Origin of the sequence: Streptomyces radicis (assembly GCF_003626575.1) — a bacterium.
Lineage (GTDB): Bacteria > Actinomycetota > Actinomycetes > Streptomycetales > Streptomycetaceae > Streptomyces > Streptomyces radicis.
In genome coordinates this window covers 1-20,776 of the sequence record NZ_RBDY01000054.1, presented here as the reverse complement: position 1 = coordinate 20,776, position 20,776 = coordinate 1, and the positions used below count along the sequence as shown (strand labels likewise).

Here is a 20,776-nt window from a genome sequence, read left to right as displayed (position 1 = left end):
AGTACGAGTCCACCGTCTCCGACCCCGAGGCGATCACCCGCCTCCTGGCCGCGCTCGACTGCACACAGATCGCCGTCGTCGACAAGGTGCGCGAGGAATGGATCACCGCCGACGGCGACATCGCCGTCGCGTTCGACGAAGTCGCCGGGCTCGGCACGTTCATCGAGTGCGAGTTCAAGGGCGAAGCCGAGAACATCCAGGCCGCCACGGCCCGCCTCGACACGTTCATCGCCGCCCTCGACGCCGACCTCGGCGACCGCATCCACGCCGGATACCCCCACCTGATCCTCGACCGCCACCCCGCGGCCTGACCAACGGCACCACCCGGACCGGCCGAAAGGGGGCCACGCCGCGCCTGAACTCTATGACCACAAGGTCACTTACGTGCGCAACCGGTCGGGACATGGACACCGCCTTCCGCCGAGCCGCACGATGTGGCGCCGTTCGCACCGACGAACGGACGGCAGCCACACACTCGTTCCACGGAAGGCGGTGGCCACGTGCGCGCAAGGGCGCTTGCCTCCCTGCTCGCGGCGGCACTCCTGGTGTTCCTCGTCCCCCCGCTGGTGAGCTCCGACGACTCGGGCGGCGGCGGGACCGACATCCCGGGGCTGCGCTTCCTGGTGCCCAACGAGCCGGGCGGCGGCTACGACATCACCGCCCGCACCGCCGCGCGGGCCGCCGAGGAGGCCGAACTCACCGGCTCCATCGAGGTGTTCAACCTCCCCGGCGCGGGCGGCACCGTCGGCCTGAGCCATCTGGTGGCCGAGCGCGGCAACGGGCGCCTCGCGATGTCGATGGGCCTCGGCGTCGTCGGCGCGGTGCACACCAACCACACGGATGTCACCCTCGCCGACACCACGCCCCTGGCGCGGCTGACCGAGGAGCCCGACATCGTGGTCGTGCCCGCCGACTCCCCGTACGAGGACATCGACGACATGCTGGCCGACTGGCGGGCGAACCCCGGGTCGTTGCCGTTCGGCGGCGGCTCGTCGCCCGGTGGGCCCGACCACCTGGCGTCGATGCTGATGGCGGGCGCCGCCGGGGTCACGCCGCGGTCGGCCAACTACGTGGCCTACGACGGCGGCGGCGAGCTGCTGGCCGCGATCCTGGGCGGCGAGGTCGCGTTCGGCGTCTCGGGCGTCGGCGAGTACCTGGACCAGATCGAGGCGGGCGAGCTGCGCGTGCTCGCCGTCACAGGGCCGGAACGTTCCCCGGGCATCGACGCGCCGACGCTCCAAGAGGCGGGCCTGGACGTGGAGTTCACCAACTGGCGCGGCATCGTCGCCCCACCGGGCCTGACCGAGGCCGAACGCGACCGGCTGGTGGCGTTGCTCACCGAGCTGCACGGCTCGCCGCAGTGGAGCGAGGCGCTGACGCGCAACGGGTGGGCGGACGCGTTCCTGACCGGCGACGAGTTCGGCGACTTCCTGGAGAGCCAGAACAGCCGCGTGGACGAGACCCTGAGGGAGCTGGGGCTGTGACAGGCATCAGGCCATGGCTGCGCGAGCGGTCCGAACTCGGCGTGTGCGCCCTGCTGTTGGTGCTCGGCGCGCTCGTGCTCGGCGATGTGCTGACGATGGACGTGGACATCGAGCAGCGCGGGCCCGTCGGCCCCACGACGATGCCGACCGTGGTGGGCGTCGCGCTGCTCGTCGTCGCGGCGCTGCTGGCCGTCGACGTGCTGCGCGGCGGGCGCGGCGAGGCGGAGGGCGGCGAGGACATCGACCTCGCCGCCCCGGGCGACTGGCGCACGGTCCTGCTGCTCGCGGGGGTCTTCCTCGGCAACGCGGTGCTCATCGAGCCGCTCGGCCTGCCCGCTTCGGGCGCGCTGATGTTCTGGGGCTCGGCATGGGTGCTCGGCAGCCGGGCGTACCACAGGGACCCGCTCATCGCGGCGGTGCTCTCCGTCGCCACCTATGTCCTCTTCGACAGCCTGCTCGGCATCCCGCTGCCCGGCGGCCCGCTGATGGAGGTGCTGTGACCATGGACATGGCCAACTCCCTGTCCTCGCTGGTGGACGGCTTCGGAACGGCCCTGAGCCCCGGGAATGTCATGTGGGCGGCGCTCGGCGTGCTGCTCGGCACGGCCATCGGCGTGCTGCCCGGCATCGGCCCCGCGATGGCCGTGGCGCTGCTGCTGCCGGTGACCTACGGGCTCGACCCGACGGCGGCGTTCATCATGTTCGCGGGCATCTACTACGGCGGCATGTTCGGCGGCTCGACGACGTCGATCCTGCTCAACACGCCGGGCGAGACGGCCGCGGTCGTCGCCGCGTTGGAGGGCCACCCGATGGCCCGCTCGGGGCGGGGCGCGCAGGCGCTCGCCGCCGCGGCGATCGGCCACTTCGCGGGCGGCATGATCGGCACGATCCTGCTGGTCGTCCTGGCCCCCACGATCGCCGAGTGGGCCGTGGACATGGGCGCGGCCGACTACTTCGCGATCATGGTGCTCGCCTTCGTGGCCGTGACGTCGGTGCTCGGCAACTCGCGGGTGCGCGGCTTCGCCTCGCTGCTGATCGGCCTGACCATCGGCATGGTCGGCCTCGACGCGCTCACCGGGCAGCAGCGGCTCACGTTCGACGTCCTCCAACTCGCCGACGGCATCGACGTGGTGATCGTCGCCGTGGGCCTCTTCGCGATCGGCGAGGCGCTGTGGGTGGCGCTGCACCTGCGCCGCCGCCCCGACAGGCCGATCCCCGTCGGGCGCCCGTGGCTGGGCCGCGCCGAGCTGCGCCGCACATGGAAGCCGTGGCTGCGCGGCCCGTTGATCGGCTTCCCGTTCGGCGCGATACCCGCGGGGGGCGCGGAGATACCGACGTTCCTGTCGTACGCGACGGAGAAGCGGCTCTCGCGGCACAGGGACGAGTTCGGCAAGGGCGCCATCGAGGGCGTCGCTGGCCCGGAGTCGGCCGCGTCCGCCTCGGCGGCGGGAACGCTCGCGTCGATGCTGACCCTCGGCCTGCCGACCACGGCGGTGGCCGCGGTGATGCTGGCGGCGTTCCAGAGCTATGGCATCCAGCCGGGGCCGCTGCTGTTCGAGCGCGAGTCGGAGCTGGTGTGGGCGCTCATCGCGTCGCTGTTCGTCGGGATGGCGATGCTGCTGGTGCTCAACCTGCCGCTCGCGCCCATCTGGGCCAAGCTGCTGCGCGTCCCGCGCCCCTATCTGTACGCGGGCATCCTCTTCTTCGCCGCGGTCGGCGCGTACGCGGTGGGCGGCGAGACGCTCGACCTGGTGATCCTGCTGATCATCGGGCTGGTCGGGCTGCTGATGCGGCGCTACGGGCTGCCGGTGCTGCCCGCCGTGCTCGGCGCGATCCTGGGCCCGGCCGCCGAGTTGCAGATGCGGCGCGCGCTCCAGATCAGCGACGGGAGCGTGTCGGGTCTCTTCGACACGCCGTTCTCGGTGGGCGTGTACGCGCTCATCGCGGCGATCGTGGCGTGGCCGCTGGTGCGGCGTGTGCTGCGGCGTGTACGGCGAAGGGCGACGCCGGGGGCGCGCGTGCCGCGCGGCTGAGGTGACGGGGTTGGTGGCCGCCCTCGCGGCTGCCGGGCTGCTCGCGTTGACGCCCGGCACCGCGGGGGCGCGCCCGCGCCGCGCGCGGCTGATCTCCGCGACGCGCGTCTCCGAGCGCTACCTCCCGCACGGCTGCTGCGACCCCACCGACGGCTGGGAGGCCTGGCCGAGCGCGGGCCTCGAACAGACCGTCGGGGACCTGCCGTTGCTCGTCGTGTGCCCCGAGGGCGGCACGGGCGCGCTGGCCTACGCGGCGCGCCATCCGGGGCTGTTCCGCGCGGCGGCGTCGTTCAGCGGCGTCATCGGAACGAGCTCCTCGCCCTCGCTCGTGCACGACATCGCGCGGGGCCAGGGCGTCGACCCGGCGGGCCTCTGGGGCGACCCGACGGCCCAGGCGCCCACACCTGGCCCTACTGGACCCGCTCCCTGAGCCGGGCCCTGCCGACGCTGACACGCGCCCTTGGCGTGCGCTGAGCAGCCGGGCGGCGGGCGACATCGCTAGGGTTGTCCCATGACCGCACTGCCCGAGTGGATGCGCCCGCCGCGCGCGGAGGGCTGGTTCGCGGAGGATCTGGACCGCCTCCCCGAGGCGCCCCGCCACACCGAGCTGATCGACGGAGCCCTCGTCTTCATGACGGCGCCGCAACGGTCCTGGCACGGCCGCCTGGTCACCGCCCTCACCACGGGCCTCATGGCCCAGGCCCCCGAGGGCGTCGAGGTGGAGCGCGAGCTGACGATCCGCCTCGACGCGCGCAACCGCCCCGAGCCCGACCTGCTGGTGACCTCCGCCCCGTACGAGCCCGACCGCACGTGGTACGCGCCCGACGAGGTGCTGCTCGTGGTCGAGGTCGTCTCGCCCGAGTCCGCGCACCGCGACCGGACGGTCAAGCTCAGGAAGTACGCCGAGGCCGGGATCCCCCACTACTGGTGCGTCGAGGAGGAGAACGCGTCCCCGGTCGCGCACGTCTACGAGCTGGACCGGCCGACCGGCACGTATGTCGCGGCGGGGATCTTCCGCGAGGCGCTCCGCCGCCCCGTACCGTTCACGATCGACCTGAACCTGGGCGGTCTGGTGCCCCGGGGACGCCAGGCGCGGCCCGGTGGGCGACGTGGGTGAGGGCGGCGGGGCTCAGCCAGGTCGGGGATGTGCTCCCGAGCGCCGGTCTTCTCACACCAGACGCGGATGTCCTCCTCGCTGGCGTTCTGGCGTCCGTTCTCGATCCGGGAGACCTTCGACTCCTGCCATCCGGTGGCGGCGGCGAACGCCCGACCGCTGGGGTAGCCCGCGTCCTTGCGGAGCCCTCGCAGCCGGGCGCCCAGCGGCTTCACGGGCAAGGTCCTGCCGGTCCAACGGTGGGCCTACTCCGAGGAGATGTGGCACGGCATCCTCCTGCACCACGGCTTCGCCGAGGTCGAGGCCAGGGTCATCGAGGCGCCCGATCCCGAGAATCTGGGCACGTTGATCGTCCAGGCCCGCGTTCCACGCCGAGCGGGAGAGGTCAGCCCGGCGAACGGTGGGCGACGTGGGTGAGGTGGGTGCTGAACGTTTCGTGCGGGGCCGCGCTGATCGTCGTCAGGGTGACCATCGCCGTGATGATCACGTCGCACAGCTCGCGCTCCACGTCCGCCCACGTGTGGCTCGCGCCCTTGCGGGGGTTGCCGCCCATCGCGCCCTGGACCGCCTCGGCGACCTCCCCTGCCTCCTCCTGGAGCTTCAGCACCCGCAACAGGCGCCGCACCTCGGGCGCGTGGGGACTGTGCGCGTCGAGCCAGGTGACCAGGCGCTCGACGGTGTCCCAGGTCGACTCGTCCATCCGCCCAGCGTAAGTGCTCCGCAAGTGGTCCGCGGAGGGCGCGCGTTGCCCCGCGGGGCGTCCTCAGTGGTGGATCGGGAGGGGCGTCGTGTCCGTCAGGCGTCGGCCGGTGCTGCCCCACTGCTGGGCGATGATCTCGGCCATGATCGCCACGGCCGTCTCCTCAGGGGTGCGGGCGCCCAGGTCGAGGCCGATCGGGGAGGCGAGGCGGGCGAGCGGGACGGCCCCTCCGTCGCTCGTGGACGGAGAGGCCGTCGTGTCGCCGCGGCGTCGTGTCAATCGTGTGTCAACCGTCCTGGCGCGGCAGCCCCGGCGGGTTGATCCGGGACTTCTCCACCGCCTCGCCCGCCAGGCCCCAGCGGTCCAGGACCTCGCCGTAACTGCCGTTCTCGATCACCTCGTTGAGCGCCGCGGCGAGCGCCTCGACCAGGCCGTTGTCCTTCTTCGTCGTGGCCGCGATCTCGCCCTGGAGCTCGTCGCCCGCGCCGGAGATGGAGCCGATGATCTCGGTGTCGCCGCTGATGCGGGCGTGGTAGACGGCGCTGGGGTTGGGGCCGAGGTAGGCGTCGAGGCGGCCCGAGGAGAGCGCAAGATAGTAGTCGGTGGCGTTCTGGTAGTACCTGATGTCGGTCGGCTCCAGGCCCGCGGCGACGTTCTGCTCGCTCCAACTGATCAGGATCTGCTCCTGGTTGGTGCCTGAGCCGACGCCGATCGTGCGGCCGGCGACATCCTCGGGGCCCTCCACCGACCAGTCGGCGCCGGCCTGTGCCTCGAACGCCACGTTGTCGAGGCGGTAGGTGGCGAAGTCGTACTTGTCCTTGCGCTCCTCGGTCACCGTGATGTTGCCGAACCCCGCGTCGTAGCGGCCGCTGTCGAGGCCGACGAAGATGTTCGCCCAGTCCACCGTCGAGAACTCCACCTCGAGCCCGAGCACGTCGCCGACCAGCGTGGCGATGTCGGTCTCGACGCCGATCACGGTCTCGTCGTCGGTGGCGTAGAAGTTCAACGGCGGTACGGTGCCCACCGAGTTGACGACCTCGAGGGTGCCGCGGTCGCGGATCTCCTCGGGGACGAGCGCGGCGATGTCGGCGACCTCATCGGTGCGGATCCGGTCCTGGTCGGGGCTGGTGTTGACGCCCGCGTCCTCGGACGACCCCGCGCCGCCGTCGGCGGGGCCCGCCTCGTCCTCCTCCGGGTCGCCGCAGGCCGCGAGGGAGAGGGTCAGGGCGAGCCCGAAGGCGACGGCGAGCCCTCTTCGGGCGGGGCGTCGTTCGATACCGATGTGCATGGTCAACTCCGGCGTGAGAGAAGGGGAGATGAGTAATGGAAGGGGGAACGTTCACAGGACCTTGGAGAGGAACGCCCGGGTGCGCTCGTGCGCCGGGCTGTCGAGCACCGCGGGCGGCGGGCCCTGCTCGACGATCAGCCCTTCGTCCATGAAGACCACCGTGTCGGCGATCTCGCGGGCGAAGCCGATCTCGTGGGTGACCACGATCATGGTGGTGCCGGTGCGGGCCAGGCCCCTGATCACGTCGAGCACCTCGCCCACCAGCTCGGGGTCGAGCGCGGACGTGGGCTCGTCGAAGAGCAGCACCTTCGGTTCGAGGGCGAGCGCGCGGGCGATGGCAACGCGCTGCTGCTGGCCGCCGGACAGCTGCCTCGGGTACTGGTCGGCCTTGTCGGCCAGGCCCACCCTGGCCAGCAGCGCCCGCCCCTGGGCGACCGCCTCGCGGCGCGGCCTGCGCAGCGTGGAGAGCGGCGCCTCGACGACGTTCTCCAGGGCGGTCAGATGGGGGAAGATGTGGAAGTTCTGGAAGACGAAGCCGATGTGCGCGCGCTGCCTGAGGACGTCGCGCTCCTTGAGCTCGCGCAGCTTGCCTCCGGTGCGGCGGTAGCCGATCAGCTCGCCGTCAATGCGGACATAGCCGCGGTCCAGCTTCTCCAGGTGGTTGATGCCGCGCAGCAGCGTGGACTTGCCCGAGCCCGAGGGGCCGAGGATGACCGCCACCTCCCCCGCCCCGACCCTGAGGTCGACGCCGCGCAGCACGTGGAGCGCGCCGAACGACTTGTGCACGCCCCTGACATCGACCATCGCGTCGCCGCTCATCGCGCGCCCCCCTCGACCGGCGCGTCCTTCCGCGGGGGCGCGGGTCCGCCGCGCGTGGGTCCGCCGCGCGCGCGGTCGGCGGCGCCCGTCGCGGCGCGGAAGTCCCGCACCAGGGCCCGCAGTCGCTGGGCCGGGGTGGGCGGGGGGTTCCGCTCGGCGCCGCGCGCGAAGTACCGCTCCACGTAGTACTGGGCGACGGAGAGCACGGTGGTCAGGACGATGTACCAGACGGTGGCGACCATCAGCAGCGGAACGACGCGGCCGTTGCGCCCGTAGATGACCTGCACCTGGTAGAAGAGCTCGCCGATCGCCATCACCGAGACGATGGAGGTGCCCTTGAAGAGCGAGATGATCTCGTTGGCCGCGTTGGGCAGGATGCCGCGCATCGCCTGGGGCAGCACGATGCGGCGCAGCTGCCTGACCCTGGGGATGCCGAGCGCCGCCGCGGCCTCGCGCTGCCCCGGGTCGACCGCGAGCACGCCGCCGCGCACGATCTCGGCGGCGTAGGCGGCCTGGTGGAGGGCGAGGCCGATGACGGCGGCGGTCATGGCGCCGATCAGGTTCATGGTCTCGACATGCCAGAAGACCGGGCCGAACGGGATGCCGAAGCCCAACTCCTGGTAGAGATACGCGAGGTTGAACCAGAACAGCAGCTGCACGATCAGCGGGATCGAGCGGAACGCCCAGACGTAGGTCCAGGCGACGCTCTGGAGGATGACGCTGTCCGACAGCCGCATCAGGGCCAGCACCACCCCCAGGGCAAAGCCCAACACCGTGCCGTAGAGGGTGAGTTGGAGAGTCACCCAGACGGCGGCGAGCACGCTGTCGGCCAGCAGGTAGTCGAAGAACACCGGCCAGTCCCAGCCGGGGTTGGTGACCAGCCCATGGGCGAACTGGCCCACCAGGACCAGCACCACGAACCCGGCGAGCCAGCGCCAGTAGTGGCGGGCGGGCACGATGGGCAACGTGCTCAGGTCCTCGTCGTCGGCCGGGGCCACGGCCGTGTCGGCGGCGGTCATGGGCGACTCACCCCCCGCTCGCCCTCGGAGGCGACGCGCTCGGAGGCGACGCGCGCGGGCACGACCCGCTCCACGAGGCGCTTCTCGAACGGCAGCGGCCCGATCGTCTCGGGGTCGGGCGCGGTGTCGAACAACGGCGTGTATCCGCTGGCGAGATAGAGCCCGCGCGCCTCGGGCTGGCGCGGGCCCGTGGTGAGGTAGACGCGGCGGTAGCCACGCGCGGCGGCGGCCCGTTCCAGCTCGGCGACGACCCGGCGCGCCAACCCGCGCCTGCGGAACCCCGACCGGGTCCAGATCCGCTTCAACTCGGCGGTGTCCGCATCGAATCGGCGGTAGGCGCCCCCGGCCACCGGCGCGCCGTCCTGGAGCAGCAGGAGCAACAGACCGTGCGGCGGGGCGAATTCGGCGTCGGGGTAACGCGCCATCTCCCCCGAGGCGTCGATGCCGTAGCGCTCGGTGTACTCGCGCTCGAGCTCCCTGCGCAGCGGCTCGGTGAGCGGGTCGGACATGAGGGCCTCGACCACGGTGAGACCGGGCCCGGCCGGTGGCGCGGGCGGTGGCGGTGGCGCTGGCGGTGGCGGTCTCACGAGGCCGTCCTCGGGGGGATGCCGAGGTTCTCCCTGAGCGTCGAGCCGGTGTACTCCGTGCGCAGCGAGCCGCGTTCCTGGAGGAGGGGGACGACCGTGTCCACGAACTCGTCGAGGCCCGTGGGCACCAGATGGGAGCCGAGGATGAATCCGTCGGAGCCGTCGCGTTGCACGAAGTCGTCGATCCGGTCGGCGACTTGGGCGGGTGTGCCGACGAACTCCGTGCGGGAGAAGACATGGATGGCCAGCTCGCGCAGCGACCAGTCGTTCGCGGCGGCGAGCGCGCGCCACTCGGCGACCGTCCGGTGCGGGTCCTGGTGGAGCACGGCCCGGCCCCTGATGACGGGCGGGCCCGTGGGGTCGGGGTCGATGTCGGGCAGTGGCCCCTCGGGGTCGTAGCCCGACAGGTCGCGATTCCAGACCGACTCGAGGAGGATCTGCGCCGTCCGGCCCGTCACCTGCCGGTGGGCGATGTCCCGTTGGCGTTCCTCGGCCTCCTCCCGGGTGTCGCCGAGCACGAACGACGCCGACGGCAGGATCTTCACCGAGCCCGGCGGGCGGCCCTGGCGCGCGGCCCTGGCCTGGATGTCGCGGTAGAACTCCTGTGCCTCGTCAAGACGGTGGTACGGCGAGAAGATCGCGTCCGCGCCGCCCGCCGCGAAGTCCCGGCCCTGCGGCGAGACCCCGGCCTGGAGGATCACCGGGTGGCCCTGGGGGCTCCGGGGCGTGGTGAACCGGCCCTCGATGTCGAACTGCTTGCCGGAGAAGGCGAACGCGCCCGCCCCGCCGTCGCGCAGGAACGTTCCGGCGGCCCGGTCGGCCACGATCGCGTCGGCGGGCCAGGAGTCCCACAGCCGCCGGGCCGCGGCCAGGAACTCCCCGGCGCGCACATACCGGTCGTCGCGGTGCAGGAAGCCGCCGCGCCTGAAGTTCTGCCCGGTGAACGCGTCGAACGACGTGACAACGTTCCAGCCTGCGCGGCCACCCGAGAGGTGGTCGAGGGAGGCGAGCTGCCTGGCCAGCTCGTAGGGCTCGTTGAACGTGGCGTTCAACGTGCCGACCAGGCCCAGGTGTTCGGTCACGGCGGCGAGCGCGGCGAGCACGGGCAGGGTGTCGGGGCGGCCGACGACGTCCTGGTCGAAGATGAGGCCGTTCCGCTCGCGCAGCGCCAGGCCCTCGGCGAGGAAGAAGAAGTCGAACCTGCCGCGCTCGGCGGTGCGGGCGACATGCTCGAACGTCGAGAACGCGATCTGGCTGCCCGCCTCGGGATCGGCCCAGAGCGTGTGGTGATTGACCCCGCTCAGGAAGACGCCGAGGATGATCTGCTTCTTTCGCTCACGATCGTTCCTGCCATCGGTCACACCCGCGGTCATCGGGCCGCTCCCTCGGTCGTGGTGGCGAAGCGGTTGGCGGGGCGTGGCAGGCCCAGCAGTCCGCGCAGCGTGTCGGCCGCGTAGGCGTCGCGGAACGCGCCCCTGCGCCGCAGCTCGGGCACCAGGTCGCGGGTGATCGCCTCCAGGTCGTCGGGGAGGACGGCGGGGCGCAGCCGGAAGCCGGTCAGCCCGGTCTCGGCCAACGCCAGGAGCAGCTCGGCCAGTTCGGCCGCGGTGCCGGTGAAGACGGGGGCGTCGCTCTCGAACGCGACGTCCGAGCGCCCGTCCAGGCGCGCCCTGCGGTCCTCGGCCTCCGCGGTGGTCGCGCCGAGCAGGACGACGACGTCCCCGATGATGTGCACGGTCTCGTCCTCGCGCCCCGCGGCGCGTTGCAGGTCGCGCACCTCCGCGACGATGGCGCGGGCGTCGTCGGCGTCCCGCGGCGTGACATGGACGAGGTCGGCCGACGCCGCGCCGAGGCGGTAGGGCACGGTGGCGTGCGCGAGCACCGCGACCACGGGCTGGCCCTGCGGCGGGCGGGGCACGATCGAGGGCCCCCGCACGCTGAACCAGCGGCCGTGGAAGTCGATGTAGTGCAGCTTGTCGCGGTCGACGAAGCGCTCGGTCGCCGCGTCCCTGATCTCCGCGTCGTCCTCCCAGCTGTCCCACAGCAGCCGGGCGGCCGTCACGAAGTCCTCGGCCTCGGCGAACGCGTCGGCGAAGTCGTCGGGGCGCAGCAAGGGCCGCCCCGGCGTGCTGCCGGGCAGCTCGGTGAACGCGATCGGCGCGCGGCGGCCGAAGTGCGCGTTGGCCAGCGGCGGGGAGACCTGGGCGCGCCAGCCCGCGCGGCCCGAGCTGACGTGGTCGAGGGTGGCGATCGCCTTGGAGACGTGGAACGGCTCGGTGTGGGACACGGTGGCGGTCGGCACGAGGCCGATGTGGCGGGTCAGGGGCGCGACGCGGGAGGCGATGAGCACGGCGTCGAGGCGCCCCCGCACCTGGTCGGTCCTGTCGTCGTGGGAGGTCGGGGAAGGTGACTGGAGGGCGAGCGCGTCCTCGATGGTGACGTAGTCGAGAAGCCCTGACTCGGCCTCGGCGACCAGGTCGGCCCAGTAGCGGGCGGTGAACAGCTCGTCGGGGCGGGCCCGTTGCTCGCGCCATGCGGCGGGGTGCCAGCCGGTGCCGTCGAGGGCGACGGCGAGATGGAGGGTCATGCGGGGTCTCGCTTCCTGTCGAGGGGCACGCGGACGCGCGGACTCGCGCGCGACCGGGCTCGGCGAGGCGAAGGCAGGAGAGAGGGAGGAGAGAGAGGGAGGTCGAACGCCGGGGACCCCGAGTGCGGCGACGAGAGAGGAACGCGCCGGGGCCGCGGTGGAGCGGGCGTTCAGCTACAGAGCGAGCTGGCGGACCGGCGCAGGTCGATGGCGAGGCGCCGGAACAGGGGCGCCTGAGCGGCGACATATCCGTGCACGGCGTTCCCCCCTTCCCCAGGGTTCCCCAGGAGCGTGCTCGACTGCCGCGAAGCTAACAAGCGCACGCGCCCTCTGTCCATCGCAAGAAACCGGCACATAAGGGAAGCTCCAGGCGGCATGGGTCCGTTCAACGCCGGGGCCGAACGACGCGGCGGAACACCTCACGTCACCTACGTCACCTCACGCGACAAGCGCCCGCACAGCGGCCTGCCCGATGAGGAAGCAGCCCCCCGCGGCCACGACACACCCGGCGACCCGGTGCACCACACGAAGCTCCGGCGCGTCCACCTTCCGCAGCGCCCCGTGGACTCCGAGGACGACCATCACCACCCCGATGAGCGCGTAGCCGAGCACGCCCCACCCCTCGACCGGCTCCCCGGGAGGCGCCGCGAGCCATCTCCCGCTCCCCATGCCAAGAGCATAGCGACGAAACGCCCAACTCGCCCCGGATCGGGGCCACTTGCTCAGTCGGTCCGGGGCTCGACCGCGGGGGGTCTCGGGGCGTAGTCGGCGACGCCCCCGAGGTTGGCCTCGATGGCCTCGTCCCATGAGCCGTCCGCGATCATCCGCCCGATCGCCGCGTCGACGGCGTCGCGCAGCCCCGTCTCGCCCTGCGGCAGCCCGACGCCGTACAGGTACTCGCTGCTCAGCCCGAGACCGGCCAGCCGGTAGGCGCCCGCGTCGCCCTGCTGGGACGCCTGCCCGACGAGGAGGCAGTCGTCGGTGGTCAGCGCGTCGACCCGCCCTTCGGCCAGGGCGGTGAGGCACTCCGAGTACGTCGGGTACTCCATGATCTCCACGCCGGGCGCCAGCCCCTCCTGCACGACCCGCGCAGAGGTGCTGCCGGTGACCGAGCACAGCGTCAGGTCGTTGAGGGCCGCGATGTCGGCCACCTCGTCGTCGGCGCGGATCAACAGGTCTTGACGGACGGAGAGATACGGGCCCGCGAAGTCGATCCTTGTCTCGCGCTCCTCGGTGATCTGGTAGCTGGCGACGACGAAGTCCACCTCGCCGCCCGTCAGTAGGCTCTCGCGGTCGGCGCTCGGCGCCTCGCGCCAGGTGATGTCCTCATCGGCGACGCCGAGTTCGCGCGCGATGTAACGGGCGACGTCGATGTCGAAGCCCTCGTGCTCGCCGTCCGCGGTGCGCAGGCCCATGCCGGGCTGGTCGAACTTGACGCCGATGGTGAGGCGTTCACGGCCACCGCCGTCGTCGCCCCCGTTCGCCTCGTCGCCCCCGTCGCCCCCGTCGCCCTCGGTCCCGGCCGAGGAGTCGCCCGCGGTCGCCTCGCCGCCGCCCTCGGGCAGCAGCCACACCAGCGCCGCGACGGCGAGCGCCCCGGCGGCCAGGGCGGCGGTGACCGTCAACGGGCCGCGGCGGCGGGCGGGTTGGGGCGGCGCGGCCATGGGCGCCGCCCCCGCGAGCCACTGGTAGGGCGGGAAGTCCGCCAGCGCGAGCGTGACCCCGCACCGGCGGACGATCTCCGCCGGGGCGGGCCGCCGCCCGGGCTCGCGCGCGACGCACTCGCGGATGAGCCGGGCCAACGCGGGCTCCACCCCGTCCACGTCGATCTCGCCGTGCACGACGCGGTAGCTGACGGCGGGCCACTCCCCGCCGCCGTACGGCGGCCGCCCGGTCGCGGCGGCGGCCATCGTCGCCCCGAGCGCGAACACGTCGGCCGCCGGGCCCGCCTCCCCGCCGAGCAGCACCTCGGGCGCGGTGTACCCGGCGGTGCCAGGCGTGTGCCCGGTGCGGGTGAGCCGCGTGTGCTCCGCCGCCCTGGCGATCCCGAAGTCGATCAGCCGTGGCCCGCCGGGGGCGAGGATGACGTTGTGCGGCTTCACGTCCCTGTGCACCACGCCCTGCCCGTGCACCGCGGCCAACGCCTCGGCCAGCGCGGCGAACACCCCCGTGCACAGGGCGGGTTGAAGGGGACCGCCACGCACGGCCGCGAGCAGCGTCGGGCCCGGCACGAACTCCGTCGCCAGCCAGTACGGCGGCGCGTCGAGGGAGGCCGAGACGAGCCGCGCGGTGTACGGGCTGCGCACCGCGCGCACCGTCGCCACCTCACGCCTGAACCGGGCCAACGCGTCGGGCTCGTCCGCGAAGTCCTCACGGATCACCTTGAGCGCGACCTGCATCCCACCGGGCGACCGCCCCAGATAGACCCGCCCCATCCCCCCGCTGCCGAGCCGGGCCAGCAGCGTGAACTCCCCAAGCCGCTTGGGGTCTTGCCCTCTCAATGGCTCCACGGCCACCACTCTGGCAGATCATGTGACCGGCGTATCCGCGGAACGAGGCGTTCTCCCAGAACACGTCGGGCGAGTCCGCCGATGGCCGCCTGAAGCCACCGAGCCGAGGCTCCCACCGATAACCCCACGCCCGCGCCCGGCAGCCACGCGGCGAGCGCGTCCCGCGCGACACGCCCCGCCGTCCCATGCCCGAAGGTCACCACCGTCACCACGCTCCCACCCTGCCCGACAAGGCCACAGGGCGCACATTCGCGCGTCTACCGGTCGCTGACCCAGCTGTCGTCGGCGTTGTTGTAGAAGTACGCGGGGAGCCCTTCGACGCCGCTGGTGCGGAACGGGCGGCCGTCGTCGTCGACGCGGACCGTGCCGGAGCGGCCCTGGCTCGACCACTCGAGCTCCAGGTACCAGCTGCAATCGCACGCCACGGTGCGGGCGGTGACCAGCAGGACCTCGGGCTCGCTGACGGAGACGGCGTAGGGGAGGGCCACGGCGGGGATCTCGCCTCCCTCGTCGCCGCCGGGCCTGGACAGGGCCAGCGGGCGGTCGGCGTCGAGGTCCACGTCGAACCTGCGCGGGGACAGCGAGCCGCCGCAGCCCGGGCTCATGCTGAACGCGTTACCAGGAGCGGGCGCGGCGCGTTCGACGACCCGGACCCGCAACGCCTCGAGCACCACGGCCGCCGAGTCACGGCCCTGGACCGTGACCCGCACCCGCGTCTCCCCGCCGTGCACCGCGCCCAGCGGCTCCGCCCACTCACGCGCGTCCTGCTGGACGGGCGGCGATGGCACCTCGTCGGCCGGACGGTCGACGACGTACCGGTGGGAGCAGCCGCTCTGCCAGACGTGCGAGTCCACCGTCCAGTCGAGCGGCGGCTCAGGATCGGGCTCAGGATCGGGTTCTGACTCGGGTTCTGACTCGGGTTCTGGATCCTGAGCCGGATCCATGACCTCGGCCGGATCCGGCTCGGTGTCCCCCGCCGGGTCCTGAGCCATGAGCCCGGCCAACGCCACCACGACGACGGCGACGACACCCACCGCCACGGCCGCGGCGACACGCCGGGAACGGCGGCGGGGCGAGCGCGGCCGTCCCGCCGTGGGCCCTGGCTCCTCCGGCCCGGGATCGGCGGGCTCCGGATCGGCGGGCTCGCGCTCCCGCCCCTCGCGGGCCTCCGTCGCACCCAGCCACATCCGGTGGAGCTCGAGGCGCTCGTCCGGCGTCGCCTCGCACAGCTGGGCGAAGCGCTCGAGCAGCGCGAAGTCCGCGGGCACCGCCTCGCCCGAGCAGTAGCGGTGGAGCGTGGAGGCGCTGACGTTCAACCGCCGGGCCAGGGCCCCGTAGCTTCGCCCGCCGCGCTCCTTGAGCCCGCGCACATACGCGGCGAAGTCCTCGACCTCCGGTGCGCTTCCCCTCGGCTTCACCCTTGCCCCCCGCCCGTGTGCGAACCGCTCAACCCTCCCACACGCCCCGCGCCACGCGTTCCACGGCCCTCGCGAAGGCGCAGGTCACCGGGGCGAACGGCGTTCCGTCATCCCGGATTCGGGCGGCGAGGTTGTCCCGAGGCATCGCCTTCGCACAGGCTCCTGGCGTCCGCACATCGACACCATCCGCACCACTCACACCACTCGAGGGACGACCCACGCATGACCACCCACGCCCGCCCTCCAGGGCGCCGCGCGAAGACCGCGACCCTCAACGCCATCGCGGTGGCCATGGCCGCCGCCACCGCCATGGCCTGCACCGCCTCGGACGCGTCCGAGGGATCGGACGCCACGGGCGCGGAGAACACCCCGGACACCACGGACGACCCGAGCGCCCCGGAAGACCCGAACACCCCTGACACCCCCGAAGCTCCTGACGCAACGGATGCCACGGACGCCCCCGAGGCCCCCGACACCACGGGCCCCGGCTTCCTCGAGGCGGGCGACCTGCCGCCGGACCCCACCGGGCCGTGGACCGCTCTCGAGGTGACCACCGGCCTCCCCGAGTACGTGCCCTACTGCGTCGAGGAGACGCTGCCGGACGGTGACGCCACCCGGCACCGCGCGTTCCGAACCGACCTGGACGCCGGCGCCGTCCAGATCACCGTCGTACGGCCCGACGCGTCGTCCGCCGCCGAGTTGGCGACGCTCCTCGACGCGGCGATCGAGGGGTGCGCGACCGCGTACGAGGAGGAGTACCCCAGCAGCACCGCGGAGTACCGGGACTACGGCACGCTCGCCGTCGAGGACGGCGCCCGCGTCCATGGGCTGCACATCGCCCAGGACTACGGCGCCATGGACATCGACCTGTTCGCGGTGGGCCGCGACGGCGACACGGTCACATTCGTGCAGTGGGGCAGGCTGGGCGACTTCACCAACGCGCCCGTGGCGGACTTCCAGGACACCGCGACCACGGCCGTCGACCGCCTGCGCTGACCGAGCGGGCCCCGTCACCGGCCAGCGGTGGAAGGTCGTGACCGCCCCGAGCGCGGCCCGCCCGGTCGAGGCTTGCTACCACCGATAGGATAGGGAGCATGAGTGGTAGCAAAAAGTTTTCGATCAGCCTTCCCGAGGAGCTCGCCGAGGCCGCGCGCGCCCATGTCGGTCCCGGCGGCTTCTCCGCCTACGTCGCCGAGGCCCTTGCGCAACGAGTAGCCATGGACAAGCTTCGAGAGATCGTCGCGGACTTCGAGACCGACAACGACCAACTCACCCGCGATGAGATCGAGGCCGCCCGAGCCCTGTTGCGCCATGACCACCGGCAGACCGGCGGGGCCGCCGCCTGATGCCCGGCACGCTGCTGCTCGACAGCGAGGGACTTTCGAAGCTCTATCGCAAGGATCGAACGATTGCGGCTCTGGTTCAGGCGGCGTCGGAGGAGGGCGTCCGCGTAGCCACATGCGCCATGACCACACTCGAGGCCGACTGCGAGCACATTCACCCCGCCCGCATCACGTGGGTGCTCTCCCGCATCGACGTTCACGACGTCACCAAGGAGATCGCCGCCCAGGCTGCCGTTCTCCTGCGCACTCACCACCTCCACGGCCACAAGTACGCCATCGACGCCACGGTGGCAGTCCTCGCGCGCACCGCTCCCGGGCCTGTGACCGTCCTCACTTCCGACCCGGAGGACCTGACACTCCTCTGCGGCCCGGCCGTTGAAGTCACCAAGGTGTGATCGTCGACGGATGCGCCGCGGCCCGACCCTTCCGACCTGCTCAGCCGACAGAACGCTGGGCGATCACGCACCCCACCGGATCAGTAGTGATAGCGGGCCGCCAGGATGATGATCTCCCGGTCCATGACGAGATGGACGAGGCGATGTTCGTCATCGATCCGCCTCGACCAAGCCCCGGGCAGGTGGTACTTCAGCGGCTCGGGCTTGCCGATCCCGGTGAACGGGTCCCGCAGGACGTCCTCGATGAGCTTGTTGATCCGGGCGAGCATCTTGCGGTCGTTCTTGAGCCAGGACGTGTAGTCCTCCCAGCCGCCCTCTTCGAAGACGAGCCTCACGCGGCACCCTTCTCGGCACCCGACGCATCGGGGTCGATGAGCTCCCGCTCGGATAGCCCTATGCCACCAAGCGCGTTCTCGTACGCCTTGAGCAGTCGGCGGGCGTTGGCCGGCGAGCGCAACAGGTAGGCGCCTTCACGCAGGGCGGCGTAGTCCTCAGCCGAGACGAGTACGGCGTTCCCGTGCTTGGAGACGATCTCGATGGCCTCGTGATCGTCGTTGACCTTCTTGATCAACGGGAAAAGAGCCTTGCGCGCCTCGCTGGCAGTGATCGACATCGACGGAACTCCCTCCAGGACTGGTACCACATAACGTACCACCTGACAGGAGGCGGGCGGGGCGAAAGGTCAGCACCAGGTCAGCACGGAAAGGAGAACGGGGCTCGCCTCAGGAGAGGCGAGCCCCGTTCGACCCACGCATGTGACAGATCGATCCAGCTCAAGGTAATCGAACGATCACACGTTGAAGCGGAACTCCACCACGTCGCCGTCGCGCATCACATAGTCCTTGCCCTCCATGCGCGCCTTGCCGCGGGAGCGGGCCTCGGTGACCGAGCCCGCCTCCATCAGGTCGTCGAACGAGATGACCTCGGCCTTGATGAAGCCCTGTCGGAAGTCCGTGTGGATCACCCCGGCCGCCTCGGGCGCCGTGGCGCCCTTCTTGATCGTCCAGGCGCGGGCCTCCTTCGGGCCCGCCGTCAGATAGGTCTGGAGGCCGAGGGTGTCGAAGCCGACGCGGGCGAGGGTGGCCAGGCCCGGCTCGGTCTGGCCGACGGTCTGGAGCAGCTCGAGGGCCTCGTCCTCATCGAGCTCGGCCAGGTCGGCCTCCAGCTTGGCGTTGAGGAAGATCGCCTCGGCCGGCGCGACCAGCGCGCGCTGCTCGGCCTTGAACGCCTCGTCCGTCAGCTCGTCCTCGTCCACGTTGAAGACGTAGAGGAACGGCTTGACCGTCAGCAGGTGCAGCTCGTGCAGCGGCTCGGCGCTCTCGGTGCCCTGGGCGATGCCCGCGGAGAACAGCGTGCGGCCGCTCTCCAGGATGTCCTTGGCCTCCTCGACCGCCGCGACCACCGGCTGGCGGTCCTTCTTGATCCTGGCCTCCTTCGCCAGGCGCGGCAGCACCTTCTCGATGGTCTGGAGGTCGGCGAGCATCAGCTCGGTGTCGATGGTCTCGATGTCGCTCTTGGGCGAGACCTTGCCGTCGACATGGACGACGTTCTCGTCGTGGAAGGCGCGGATGACCTGGCAGATGGCGTCGGACTCGCGGATGTTCGCCAGGAACTTGTTCCCCAGGCCCTCGCCCTCGCTCGCGCCGCGCACGATGCCCGCGATGTCCACGAAGTCGACCGTGGCGGGCAGCACGCGCTGCGACGAGAAGACCTCGGCCAGCCGGGCCAGCCGCGGGTCGGGGACGCCGACGACGCCGATGTTCGGCTCGATGGTGGCGAACGGGTAGTTGGCCGCCAGCACATCGTTCTTGGTCAGGGCGTTGAACAGCGTCGACTTGCCGACATTCGGCAGGCCGACGATTCCGATCGTGAGCGACACGTGAGACTTCCCGGAGCGAGGGGGCGGACGTAAGGCCGAACGCCAAGTCTACGGCCGGTGGCGCGGCCACCGGCCGGCGCGGGAGGAAGGGAGGACAGTCATATGGCCCGCAAGCGTGTCCATCACGCTATCCGTCCCTCACCCCGGCTTACCTTGGTGCCGTGGAACACAGTACGCACACCACCCGTCACCCACGGCAGTCGCCCACCGCCGTGCGGACGCGGGTGCCTCGGCCGTCCTCGAACGTGACCGCCGGGAGGGGCCCCCATGACCGCCCGGCGGAACGGTCATGGGGGAGCCAGCGGCGCCGACTGCCCCGCCCCAGGCTCACCGGCCTCGGCTGCGGCGTGCTCGCGACGGTGTCGATGGTCGCGGCGGCCTGGCTCTGCGAGCCATTGGGCGGGGCACCCGCGCTGTACGGGGTGCTCTACGTCCTGACCTGCGCGGCGACGGCGATCTGGGTCAGGCCCGCGGACCTGGTCACGGCGCCGATCGCCGCGCCGATCGCGTTCGCCACGGGCCTGCTGTGCTCGGCGGGCCCGATGCAGACGCTCACGGAGCTCGCCCTGCGCGCGCCCTGGGTCTTCGCCGGAACGCTCACGGCCTGCGTCGTCGTGCTCGTCCGCAGAGGGCTCGACGCGCTCCGCCACCGCCTGCGCCGCCGCAGGGCGGCGGCCGTCCCCCGGGGCTAGCCGACCGTCCAGCTCAGGTCGGTGTCGCCCGAGTACCACTCGACGCTCGCGACCTGGGAGCCCTCGGGGATGAGGACCGACTTGCACAGCTCGGCGGTCTCGCCCTCGGCCAGCGCGTCGACGAAGTCCGAGTCGGCCGGGCAGCCGCCGGGGATCTCGGGGCTGCCGACGAGATTGGTCTGCTGCGCGTTGTCGGCCAGCGTCATGGACGCGACGATCCCGGGGCGGGGGCGTTGAAGCGGGTCGCCGCCCGCGTGCTCGAAGCTGAGGAAGATCGACGCGGGCACGAGCCCTTCGGCGGGCGAGGAGAGGTTCAACGCCGCGAGGTCGGCGGCCGTGCCGACGTGCACCCGGTCCAGGGTGACCGCCAGGTCGGCGACCGTGTCGCCGTCCTCCCACGCGACCGGCTCGCTCGTCTCCCCCTCCGCGAGGGTGGCGGAGCCGCCCCCGTCCGCCGGCTCCGCCGCGTCGTCGCCCTGAGCCTCGTCCTCGGCCGCCGGTGACTCCTCGGTCGTCTCGCTCTGCTCGGCGCCCGCCGAGCCCGCCGCGTCGTCGTCCGAGTCATCGGATCCGCAGGCCGTGAGCGCCAGCGCCAGCACGGCGGCGGGCGCGACGGCACGGAGCCATACGGACTTGCCCTGCACCACGTGAATCTCCCCTGTCAAGAGTTGTGCAACAACTGCCTCAAGTGCCTTGAGGGGCCCGATCATACGAACGGGACCCCCGGGGCGAGAGACAGAGGAGATACAGGTGAGATGCAGGTGGGGTTTCCCTCAGGGCCCGGCCCTAGTGTCCCGAGTCAGGAATTCTGTTCAGATGTATAGGCTTGCTCTATGGCACGGACGGGGCGGCCCAAGGCCGAGTTGACACTGTCGGACGAGGAACGGGCCGCACTCGAGGGATGGGTGC

General features: G+C 72.1%; 25 protein-coding genes and 3 pseudogenes. 11 read left to right on the top strand and 17 right to left on the bottom strand.

The features are described 5' to 3' along the window. The 6 genes from D7318_RS31915 to D7318_RS31895 all read left to right on the top strand — a co-directional run. The coding region (locus tag D7318_RS31915) for a CYTH domain-containing protein (protein ID WP_120700739.1) at positions 1-311 on the top strand (311 nt) is incomplete at its 5' end. A 189-nt stretch (positions 312-500) separates the two neighbouring features. Continuing rightward, entirely contained in the window at positions 501-1,484 is a 984-nt protein-coding gene (locus D7318_RS34500) for a tripartite tricarboxylate transporter substrate binding protein (protein ID WP_230424317.1), read from the top strand. Further along, positions 1,481-1,984, top strand: coding sequence for a tripartite tricarboxylate transporter TctB family protein (locus D7318_RS34495; RefSeq protein WP_230424316.1), 504 nt, complete (start codon positions 1,481-1,483; stop codon positions 1,982-1,984). Before D7318_RS34500 ends, D7318_RS34495 begins: the two co-directional genes overlap by 4 nt. A gap of 2 nt (positions 1,985-1,986) precedes the next feature. Further along, a complete protein-coding gene (locus tag D7318_RS31905) occupies positions 1,987-3,516 on the top strand; it encodes a tripartite tricarboxylate transporter permease (protein WP_220729913.1) in 1,530 nt (509 codons plus the stop codon). A 13-nt stretch (positions 3,517-3,529) separates the two neighbouring features. Next, positions 3,530-3,946: an alpha/beta hydrolase-fold protein gene (locus tag D7318_RS31900; RefSeq protein WP_230424315.1), complete on the top strand. Its 417-nt coding sequence runs from the start codon at positions 3,530-3,532 to the stop codon at positions 3,944-3,946. An 81-nt stretch (positions 3,947-4,027) separates the two neighbouring features. Further along, positions 4,028-4,633 carry a Uma2 family endonuclease gene (locus tag D7318_RS31895; protein WP_120700737.1) on the top strand — a complete coding sequence of 202 codons (606 nt, stop codon included), beginning with the start codon at positions 4,028-4,030 and terminating at the stop codon, positions 4,631-4,633. A gap of 98 nt (positions 4,634-4,731) precedes the next feature. On the opposite strand, the pseudogene D7318_RS34490 reads toward D7318_RS31895, so the two are convergent. Beyond that, positions 4,732-4,845: pseudogene (locus D7318_RS34490) on the bottom strand (helix-turn-helix domain-containing protein); the annotation flags it as partial. Between D7318_RS34490 and D7318_RS33240 the strand changes: the two are divergent. After that, a complete protein-coding gene (locus tag D7318_RS33240; protein ID WP_183091705.1) occupies positions 4,808-5,047 on the top strand; it encodes a hypothetical protein in 240 nt (79 codons plus the stop codon). The pseudogene D7318_RS34490 and the gene D7318_RS33240 overlap by 38 nt on opposite strands. Here the strand turns inward: D7318_RS33240 and D7318_RS31885 are convergent. From D7318_RS31885 to D7318_RS31830, 12 genes and pseudogenes are all read right to left on the bottom strand, one after another. Next, positions 5,016-5,330 carry a MazG-like family protein gene (locus D7318_RS31885; protein ID WP_120700736.1) on the bottom strand — a complete coding sequence of 105 codons (315 nt, stop codon included), beginning with the start codon at positions 5,328-5,330 and terminating at the stop codon, positions 5,016-5,018. The genes D7318_RS33240 and D7318_RS31885 overlap by 32 nt on opposite strands. Positions 5,331-5,393: 63 nt before the next feature. Next, positions 5,394-5,546 (bottom strand): annotated as a pseudogene (locus D7318_RS31880) (XdhC family protein); the annotation flags it as partial. Positions 5,547-5,616: 70 nt separating this feature from the next. Then, the gene (locus D7318_RS31875) at positions 5,617-6,618 is read right to left on the bottom strand and encodes an ABC transporter substrate-binding protein (protein ID WP_120700734.1); all 1,002 of its coding nucleotides are present in this window, start codon (positions 6,616-6,618) and stop codon (positions 5,617-5,619) included. A gap of 51 nt (positions 6,619-6,669) precedes the next feature. Further along, positions 6,670-7,437, bottom strand: coding sequence for an amino acid ABC transporter ATP-binding protein (locus D7318_RS31870; protein ID WP_120700733.1), 768 nt, complete (start codon positions 7,435-7,437; stop codon positions 6,670-6,672). Then, entirely contained in the window at positions 7,434-8,456 is a 1,023-nt protein-coding gene (locus D7318_RS31865) for an amino acid ABC transporter permease (RefSeq protein WP_120700732.1), read from the bottom strand. The genes D7318_RS31870 and D7318_RS31865 overlap by 4 nt, the downstream gene beginning before the upstream one ends. Further along, positions 8,453-8,965, bottom strand: a complete 513-nt coding sequence (locus D7318_RS31860; RefSeq protein ID WP_120700731.1) for a GNAT family N-acetyltransferase — start codon at positions 8,963-8,965, stop codon at positions 8,453-8,455. Before D7318_RS31860 ends, D7318_RS31865 begins: the two co-directional genes overlap by 4 nt. A 74-nt stretch (positions 8,966-9,039) precedes the next feature. Continuing rightward, a complete protein-coding gene (locus D7318_RS31855) occupies positions 9,040-10,416 on the bottom strand; it encodes an NtaA/DmoA family FMN-dependent monooxygenase (RefSeq protein ID WP_120700730.1) in 1,377 nt (458 codons plus the stop codon). Then, positions 10,413-11,630, bottom strand: coding sequence for an LLM class flavin-dependent oxidoreductase (locus D7318_RS31850; protein ID WP_120700729.1), 1,218 nt, complete (start codon positions 11,628-11,630; stop codon positions 10,413-10,415). The genes D7318_RS31855 and D7318_RS31850 overlap by 4 nt, the downstream gene beginning before the upstream one ends. A gap of 438 nt (positions 11,631-12,068) precedes the next feature. After that, entirely contained in the window at positions 12,069-12,299 is a 231-nt protein-coding gene (locus tag D7318_RS31845; protein ID WP_120700728.1) for a hypothetical protein, read from the bottom strand. 53 nt (positions 12,300-12,352) lie between these two features. After that, positions 12,353-14,140 carry a bifunctional serine/threonine-protein kinase/glutamate ABC transporter substrate-binding protein gene (locus D7318_RS31840; protein ID WP_120700740.1) on the bottom strand — a complete coding sequence of 596 codons (1,788 nt, stop codon included), beginning with the start codon at positions 14,138-14,140 and terminating at the stop codon, positions 12,353-12,355. A gap of 22 nt (positions 14,141-14,162) precedes the next feature. Next, positions 14,163-14,349, bottom strand: a pseudogene (locus D7318_RS34485) (DNA repair protein); the annotation flags it as partial. A gap of 48 nt (positions 14,350-14,397) precedes the next feature. Continuing rightward, positions 14,398-15,558 (bottom strand): helix-turn-helix domain-containing protein, encoded by a 1,161-nt coding sequence (locus D7318_RS31830; protein ID WP_120700727.1) that lies wholly within the window; start codon positions 15,556-15,558, stop codon positions 14,398-14,400. Between the two features lie 222 nt (positions 15,559-15,780). Between D7318_RS31830 and D7318_RS33235 the strand changes: the two genes are divergently transcribed. From D7318_RS33235 to D7318_RS31810, 3 genes are all read left to right on the top strand, one after another. Continuing rightward, a complete protein-coding gene (locus tag D7318_RS33235) occupies positions 15,781-16,554 on the top strand; it encodes a hypothetical protein (RefSeq protein ID WP_183091702.1) in 774 nt (257 codons plus the stop codon). A gap of 98 nt (positions 16,555-16,652) precedes the next feature. Continuing rightward, entirely contained in the window at positions 16,653-16,904 is a 252-nt protein-coding gene (locus D7318_RS31815; RefSeq protein ID WP_120700725.1) for a hypothetical protein, read from the top strand. Continuing rightward, on the top strand, positions 16,904-17,296 hold the full coding sequence (locus D7318_RS31810) for a cupin domain-containing protein (protein WP_120700724.1): 393 nt from the start codon (positions 16,904-16,906) through the stop codon (positions 17,294-17,296). The genes D7318_RS31815 and D7318_RS31810 overlap by 1 nt, the downstream gene beginning before the upstream one ends. A gap of 80 nt (positions 17,297-17,376) precedes the next feature. On the opposite strand, the gene D7318_RS31805 is transcribed toward D7318_RS31810, so the two are convergent. From D7318_RS31805 to ychF, 3 genes are all read right to left on the bottom strand, one after another. After that, positions 17,377-17,631: a Txe/YoeB family addiction module toxin gene (locus D7318_RS31805; RefSeq protein ID WP_120700723.1), complete on the bottom strand. Its 255-nt coding sequence runs from the start codon at positions 17,629-17,631 to the stop codon at positions 17,377-17,379. Then, a complete protein-coding gene (locus tag D7318_RS31800; RefSeq protein WP_120700722.1) occupies positions 17,628-17,909 on the bottom strand; it encodes a type II toxin-antitoxin system Phd/YefM family antitoxin in 282 nt (93 codons plus the stop codon). Before D7318_RS31800 ends, D7318_RS31805 begins: the two co-directional genes overlap by 4 nt. Positions 17,910-18,086: 177 nt before the next feature. Continuing rightward, complete coding sequence (gene ychF, locus D7318_RS31795; RefSeq protein ID WP_120700721.1) at positions 18,087-19,175, bottom strand: redox-regulated ATPase YchF; 1,089 nt, start codon at positions 19,173-19,175, stop codon at positions 18,087-18,089. 245 nt (positions 19,176-19,420) lie between these two features. On the opposite strand from ychF, the gene D7318_RS31790 reads away from it, so the two are divergent. After that, positions 19,421-19,867: a DUF6542 domain-containing protein gene (locus D7318_RS31790; RefSeq protein WP_183091703.1), complete on the top strand. Its 447-nt coding sequence runs from the start codon at positions 19,421-19,423 to the stop codon at positions 19,865-19,867. Here the strand turns inward: D7318_RS31790 and D7318_RS31785 are convergent. Continuing rightward, positions 19,864-20,514, bottom strand: a complete 651-nt coding sequence (locus tag D7318_RS31785; RefSeq protein WP_120700720.1) for a hypothetical protein — start codon at positions 20,512-20,514, stop codon at positions 19,864-19,866. The genes D7318_RS31790 and D7318_RS31785 overlap by 4 nt on opposite strands. Between the last annotated feature and the right edge of the window lie 262 nt (positions 20,515-20,776).

What these genes read in the sequence shown, in the direction of transcription:
- D7318_RS31905 (WP_220729913.1), top strand. Translation starts at nt 1,987, where the DNA reads ATGGACATGGCCAACTCCCTGTCCTCGCTGGTGGACGGCTTCGGAACG.
- D7318_RS31895 (WP_120700737.1), top strand. Translation starts at nt 4,028, where the DNA reads ATGACCGCACTGCCCGAGTGGATGCGCCCGCCGCGCGCGGAGGGCTGG.
- D7318_RS31885 (WP_120700736.1), bottom strand. Translation starts at nt 5,330, where the DNA reads ATGGACGAGTCGACCTGGGACACCGTCGAGCGCCTGGTCACCTGGCTC.
- D7318_RS31875 (WP_120700734.1), bottom strand. Translation starts at nt 6,618, where the DNA reads ATGCACATCGGTATCGAACGACGCCCCGCCCGAAGAGGGCTCGCCGTC.
- D7318_RS31870 (WP_120700733.1), bottom strand. Translation starts at nt 7,437, where the DNA reads ATGAGCGGCGACGCGATGGTCGATGTCAGGGGCGTGCACAAGTCGTTC.
- D7318_RS31865 (WP_120700732.1), bottom strand. Translation starts at nt 8,456, where the DNA reads ATGACCGCCGCCGACACGGCCGTGGCCCCGGCCGACGACGAGGACCTG.
- D7318_RS31860 (WP_120700731.1), bottom strand. Translation starts at nt 8,965, where the DNA reads ATGTCCGACCCGCTCACCGAGCCGCTGCGCAGGGAGCTCGAGCGCGAG.
- D7318_RS31855 (WP_120700730.1), bottom strand. Translation starts at nt 10,416, where the DNA reads ATGACCGCGGGTGTGACCGATGGCAGGAACGATCGTGAGCGAAAGAAG.
- D7318_RS31850 (WP_120700729.1), bottom strand. Translation starts at nt 11,630, where the DNA reads ATGACCCTCCATCTCGCCGTCGCCCTCGACGGCACCGGCTGGCACCCC.
- D7318_RS31845 (WP_120700728.1), bottom strand. Translation starts at nt 12,299, where the DNA reads ATGGGGAGCGGGAGATGGCTCGCGGCGCCTCCCGGGGAGCCGGTCGAG.
- D7318_RS33235 (WP_183091702.1), top strand. Translation starts at nt 15,781, where the DNA reads ATGACCACCCACGCCCGCCCTCCAGGGCGCCGCGCGAAGACCGCGACC.
- D7318_RS31815 (WP_120700725.1), top strand. Translation starts at nt 16,653, where the DNA reads ATGAGTGGTAGCAAAAAGTTTTCGATCAGCCTTCCCGAGGAGCTCGCC.
- D7318_RS31810 (WP_120700724.1), top strand. Translation starts at nt 16,904, where the DNA reads ATGCCCGGCACGCTGCTGCTCGACAGCGAGGGACTTTCGAAGCTCTAT.
- D7318_RS31800 (WP_120700722.1), bottom strand. Translation starts at nt 17,909, where the DNA reads ATGTCGATCACTGCCAGCGAGGCGCGCAAGGCTCTTTTCCCGTTGATC.